Below are 5543 nucleotides of genomic sequence, written 5' to 3'. Positions count from 1 at the left end.
CTTGCTCCCAACGTTGGCATTGACCAGCACGTCGAGAGGCGAGACTGTCGCATCTCTAACTGGCCCAACTGTCGCATTACTAAATAGCCGCTACAACAATTTGCGGCATAAGCTGAATTATGGAACTTTCCTGAACTGGCTCCGGTTGGGAGCCGGACCGCTGTCCGGCTCTTTGCGATCTAAGCCGCCAGGACACCGCTCTTCTTTGCCGTCCACGTGGCGATGTAGTCCATCAGACCAGGTGAGAGGCAGTCATAAGGCGCAAGATCCAGCTCGGTGAGACGCTCACGGATTGCATCCATCTTCGAGGGGTCATAGCCAGCCTCGATGATTGAGGATACGAAAGCGGCAAATCCGGGTTCCGCCCATCCTTCTTCTTCGAAACGCTCAGGATGGACGAAGGATAAGCCCTTGAACGGATGATCCCGGTCCACCGGCCCATACATATGGATACCGCACTCCTTGCAGGCGTGTCGCTGGATGAGGGCTGTTGCGTCGACGACCGTGAGCTTATCGCCGTTCTCAACGACTTCCACGGCTTCCGTGGGTACCACTGCAACAATCGAGAAGTTTGCGCCTACCGGTTTCCAGCACTTGGTGCAGCCGCAGGCATGATTATGGGCGATATCGCCGTTGATCTTCACCTTTACAGGGTTCGTCGTGCACTCACATACGAGAGTGCCTCCAGCGAACGGGCCGCCGCCCTTTTTCAATCCCCCATCGACATAAGGGTGTATGGTTGCCATTGCTTCTTTCCTCCTATTTGGCCAGACAACTGCGCCCGGCTTTCAGATCGGCAGGTGGCCGATCAGCGATTAGGCCGCTCGATTGGAACTCCGCTACAGTTCGACAGCGTAGTAGGTGAAGCCGCCTTCGTCCTTTCCGACACCAGAAATGGCTTCATTGATCCTCTCCAGCGGCCAAACCATCGGTGACATGACCGACATGTCGATGATCCCTGCTGCGACCATCGCCGCAATCTCCACCCCTTCTGCGGCCGTGAACCAAACCGAGCCGATCAATTCCATCTGCTCGTCCATCCACCATTTGACGTCGACGGGCAAAGCCCCAGACGTGCCGCCGATATTGACGACGCGCCCTCCCCGTTTGACGCCACCCATGGCGTCCAGCATGGAGTCGAGCGGCGCCTTGGCGCCGAGCGTATCAAGCATCAAGTCCGCGCCGCTCCCGTTAGTCTGCTCCTTGACGAAAGCTCCCGAGGATCCCTTCACGTTCGAGAACGTGACGATCCGGTCCGGCGCGATCGCTTTCAGCCGCTTAAGCAATGTCTCGCCCCTGGCCACGGCGTAGATTTTGGCAACGCCCATCGCCAATGCGAACAGCGTTGCACCCAAGCCTAGCGTCCCAGTGGCGCCGTTGATGATCAGAGTCTTGCCCATGAGCGGACCGCATTTTTTGAGCGCGGCATAGGAGGTGCCGAGATAGCCCATACGGGAACCCTGGACGAACGTCATATTGTCGGGGATTTTGATGACCTGAGCCTGCGGTGCGAGCATGAATTCGCCGAACCCGCCGTAAGGATAACGGGCGAACATATCCATGCTTTTTTGGTTGTAGCCGAAGTAACCGCCAAGCGTCCAATATTCGCAGGCCTGCGGCTTGCCCGAAGAACAATGATGACATGCACCACAGAAGCGGCCGGGATTCACGTACACCCTGTCGCCCGGCTTAATGCTGACCACTTGGGGACCGACCTCGTGAACCACTCCACTTGGATCGAGGCCATGAATCGCGGGCCGTGGCGGCAATGGCATCTGCGGATACCAAGTCTCCCAGTTGGCCAGAACGTTCGCGAGATTCGGAACCATTCCGCAGGCTTTCACGCGGACGATCACGTCACTTCCGGTGGCCTTCGGACGCTCGACCTCATCAATGCTCATCGGCTGACCCACGGCATGAAGCCGGGCGGCACGCATCAGTTCCATTGGTATTCCTCCCAAACTCAAAGATTGCGTCGCATTGACATCCTATATGGATTGTGAATACCGTTTAGTATCTGAAAAGGCAAGCGGGGAATGGCAACTATCCTCGCCGACCCGGCGGAGGCCGGCGTCAAGGAGGAGAAATGGATTTCGTTTTGGTTGACTGGCTCCGCATTCTCTGCGGCGTCTGGTTCATTCCGCATCTCATCGGCAAGGGCCTGCACTATGAGAAAGCCGGGAGTACATTCGAAGCGGCGGGTTTCAAGCCCGGAAGACTTTTCGTGGGCCTTACCATGGTTGCTGAGGGATGTGCCGCAGTGGGCATGACTTTTACTGTCTACCCCAGGGTTGCAGCCGTCGTAGGTGCCTCGGTATTGCTCGGGGCCGGCTACGCGGTCGTGAAGATCAACGGCATGAACTGGCGCTGGCAGAAGATGGGGCCGGAGTATCCGATCTTCTGGGCACTCATTTGTCTGCTAACGGCTCTTGTATGATCACTGCATTTTGAGGTACGCCTCGGTGTCCGGATACGCGAGAACGGGAATTGCGAATGGCACGGCTGACACGTGAGCAAAGTCAGGCTCGAACGAAAGAGAAGCTTCTAGCGTCGGCGTATGAAGTCATGGCACGCTACGGTTACGCTGGGGCTTCGATTGAGCGGATCGCCGAGGAGGCCGGTTATTCGAAAGGAGCGTTCTATTCGAACTTTGCCAACAAGGAAGACATCTTCCTCCAACTCCTCGCCGGCAATGCCGGTGGCGACGTGGTCCAACTGACGGAACTTCTCGGGAAATGTGATGAGCCGATGGACCTCATCGACGTTCTCGCAACGTGGGCGAACAATCGCGGAGATGACCGCAAGTGGGGGATGTTGGCGATCGAGCTGCTGCGCATGGCACAGCATGATCACACGCTGGGAGATCGTCACATCAAGCTTTTCCGGGATCAATGGGAAGGCGTAGGTAAGATCCTCATCGACAAGTTGGATCTCGTTATGCAGCCTCCTGCGAGCCCATTCTATATCGGCGGTATCGTTCTCGAGCTCACCTATGGCGGTATTTCGAGCTTCCTCAAGGACGGAGCGCCTGGGGACATGGTCCGGGTCGTCTTGCGAGACATGTACCGCTCGTCGCGGGCAACCACGCCCGGTGTCCCTGCAAAAGCCTGACAGAGGCCATCTGCCGTCGACATGAGAAACGGGCGGCTCTGCCTTAGTCGTCCCGCACGCACTTGACCTGTCAACATTCTGTCGATCGTCGAAGCTGCGGCGCTGCGGGGGAAAGCACCCACATTGCGCCTATAGCAAGCTTGACATCTAAAAATTCAAAGACTAGGTTTCATTCAAAGTCTAATTGGTATGCGAAAACCATACGGTATTTAAACTACAGACTGCGTCGACCGCTGTTGAGGAGCATGCGGGCTATGGGGGGATTATGAGCAAAGGTAAGATGACAGTGAGCTGTCGAAGCACGCAAGCCGGAGGCTAAGGCACCGGTTTTGTCGGCGCCGGGTGCACGCGTCAGCGTGCTGGCGCTGCAGGATATACATCTCGCAATTCGGAAGACTTCGCATGTTTGGATTTGGCAACTCCCCGCAGGAGGCGCTGGCCGCGTCCCTGCTCGCCATGGTGCTCGTCGGCATTATCGCGTCGGGCCTGATGCGCTGGCGCCGCCTGATGCGCCCCACTGACCTCCTAATGCCTGCTGCATTGCTGGCAGCCTATTGGCTCGTCTACAACAAAGTGCCGGCTTTTCCGCCTGTCGGGGCGGTCAACAAGGTATTCTATGTGATTGTTATCGGGACGGCAGTCGGGTTCGCGGTCGAGATCGCCGCCCAACGCGCGGTTCGAGTTGTGTCCCTTTTTCAGCCGGTGGCGGCCGCATTCTATATTGGCCTGCCCCGCTTGGGAGTGGCGACGTGGGAAGTGGCGGCAGCTGCAACGGCTGGCGTGGCTATAGTGTGGCTCGTCTTGGGCGGGGCGTCGGTTCGCGCGGAGGATGACGTAAAGCGGGGCGGCGTCGTTGCCGTGCTCGCGCTCGGCTTCGCGCCGATTGCCCTTCTGGGTGCATCGTCCTCTTCGTTTCAGCTCTGTCTGATGCTCGTAGCAGGTTGCCTGGGAATTCTCCTGATACACATCATCAATCCCGTTTTCCGCTTTGGCGGCGCCTCGGCGACCGGCGCATTGGGTGGACTGATTTCCGTCGCTTACACCGTGGTATTGATCACGCGCAAAGCCGATCCCATCGCCATCGCGATCCTCGGCCTCTGCGTCGTGCTGCCAGTGTTCTCGGAGGGTATCTGCCGGCTGCTTGGCATATCTCGGCAGTTTCCGCGCCTTTTCGTCCATATCGCCCTGGCTGCGCTTCCGGCCGCGTTGGCGGTCGTTGTCGCGTTCCTGGACTATGGATCGAGTTTTCCAGTTTAACATGAGGAGGAGAATGAAAATGAAATACAGACTTGCAGCTTTGTTGCTTTCGATGACGTCGCTCGCCGGAACGATGTCGCCCGCCTGGGCCACTAAATTCGACATCGACCCGGTCCATTCAGGGATCGCGTTTTACATCGATCATCTCGGCTTCTCGAAAGTGATTGGCGTCGCGCAGGAATTCTCAGGCGTTTTCGAATTCGATGCCACGAAGCCCGAGGGAAGCAGCCTTGATGTCAAAGTCGCGGTCGGTTCGATCTCGACGAACAACAAGCAGCGCGACGGCGACATACAGGGCGCCGATTGGTTCAATGCGACCGAATTTCCGGAAATCACCTTCGTCGGCAAGGAATTCAAGAAAACCTCCGACACCACAGGACAAATTATTGGCGACCTAACCATTGCCGGGGTCACCAAGTCCGCTGCCCTGGATGTCAAGTTCAATAAGGAAGGCCAGAACCCGTGGGACAAAAGCCACGTGGTCGGCTTCAGCGCGACAACCAAGGTGAAGCGGAGCGATTTCGGCATGAAGGCAGCGCTCGGAATGATCGGTGATGAGGTCGAGCTCGTGATTCAGGTGGAAGGCCGCGAGCACCAAGGCTGATCAAACAATCCGGACCGTAGGGTCCCTTCCCGAAGGGATACCGTCGCCACAAAGCGGCGGTATTTTTCCGTATGGGCGCAACCCTTATGCCGTCCGGCCTGGGATAGGCAGCCGAGTTGGTTTTTCCGGCTTCTCAGATACTTTTGGGTATGCAAATACGAACTGGTATGTTAACGAGAGATAGCGCTGCTGGAAGGCAGGGATAAAGCCGTTAGCGCGCATCGGGAGGATCTTTACATGCGTTCGTTTGCAGTCCTCGTTTGTGGTGAGGCCGCGCCGCCAAGCTCGACCGTATCCGGAGTGACAACGGCCGATCAAAATCTCCCTCATTCATCTGCGACGTAACACTCGCACTCAGGCCGCGCCGCGGCAAATTTGGTAACAATCGAAAGGAAACCCATGGACGTTCGCGCTGCCGTTGCCGTTCAGGCCGGAAAACCGCTCGAAGTGATGACCGTGCAGCTGGAAGGGCCGAAGGCCGGCGAAGTGCTGGTCGAGGTCAAGGCGACAGGCATCTGCCACACCGATGATTTCACTTTGTCGGGCGCCGATCCGGAAGGCCTGTTTCCGG

General features: G+C 57.5%; 6 protein-coding genes and 1 pseudogene. 5 read left to right on the top strand and 2 right to left on the bottom strand.

Going from position 1 to position 5543, the window contains the following annotated elements; genetic code table 11:
• Positions 1 to 179: 179 nt before the first annotated feature.
• Both gfa and FHX10_RS34830 read right to left on the bottom strand, forming a co-directional pair.
• Positions 180 to 746, bottom strand: coding sequence for an S-(hydroxymethyl)glutathione synthase (gene gfa, locus FHX10_RS34835; RefSeq protein WP_063473984.1), 567 nt, complete (start codon positions 744 to 746; stop codon positions 180 to 182).
• A 93-nt stretch (positions 747 to 839) separates the two neighbouring features.
• A complete protein-coding gene (locus FHX10_RS34830) occupies positions 840 to 1946 on the bottom strand; it encodes an alcohol dehydrogenase catalytic domain-containing protein (protein ID WP_063473983.1) in 1107 nt (368 codons plus the stop codon).
• A 140-nt stretch (positions 1947 to 2086) separates the two neighbouring features.
• On the opposite strand from FHX10_RS34830, the gene FHX10_RS34825 reads away from it, so the two are divergent.
• The 5 genes and pseudogenes from FHX10_RS34825 to FHX10_RS34805 form a co-directional block, all read left to right on the top strand.
• Positions 2087 to 2437 (top strand): DoxX family protein, encoded by a 351-nt coding sequence (locus tag FHX10_RS34825; protein ID WP_063473982.1) that lies wholly within the window; start codon positions 2087 to 2089, stop codon positions 2435 to 2437.
• 56 nt (positions 2438 to 2493) lie between these two features.
• Complete coding sequence (locus FHX10_RS34820; RefSeq protein WP_063473981.1) at positions 2494 to 3111, top strand: TetR/AcrR family transcriptional regulator; 618 nt, start codon at positions 2494 to 2496, stop codon at positions 3109 to 3111.
• Positions 3112 to 3513: 402 nt separating this feature from the next.
• On the top strand, positions 3514 to 4368 hold the full coding sequence (locus tag FHX10_RS34815; protein WP_063473980.1) for a hypothetical protein: 855 nt from the start codon (positions 3514 to 3516) through the stop codon (positions 4366 to 4368).
• 13 nt (positions 4369 to 4381) lie between these two features.
• Positions 4382 to 4972 (top strand): YceI family protein, encoded by a 591-nt coding sequence (locus FHX10_RS34810; protein ID WP_245294544.1) that lies wholly within the window; start codon positions 4382 to 4384, stop codon positions 4970 to 4972.
• 399 nt (positions 4973 to 5371) lie between these two features.
• Positions 5372 to 5543 (top strand): annotated as a pseudogene (locus tag FHX10_RS34805) (S-(hydroxymethyl)glutathione dehydrogenase); the annotation flags it as partial.

The sequence above is a fragment of the Rhizobium sp. BK591 genome (assembly GCF_014195045.1).
GTDB classification, from domain to species: domain Bacteria; phylum Pseudomonadota; class Alphaproteobacteria; order Rhizobiales; family Rhizobiaceae; genus Rhizobium; species Rhizobium anhuiense.
Note: the sequence above shows the minus strand (reverse complement) of the source record. Positions and strands in the feature narration are given on the sequence as shown.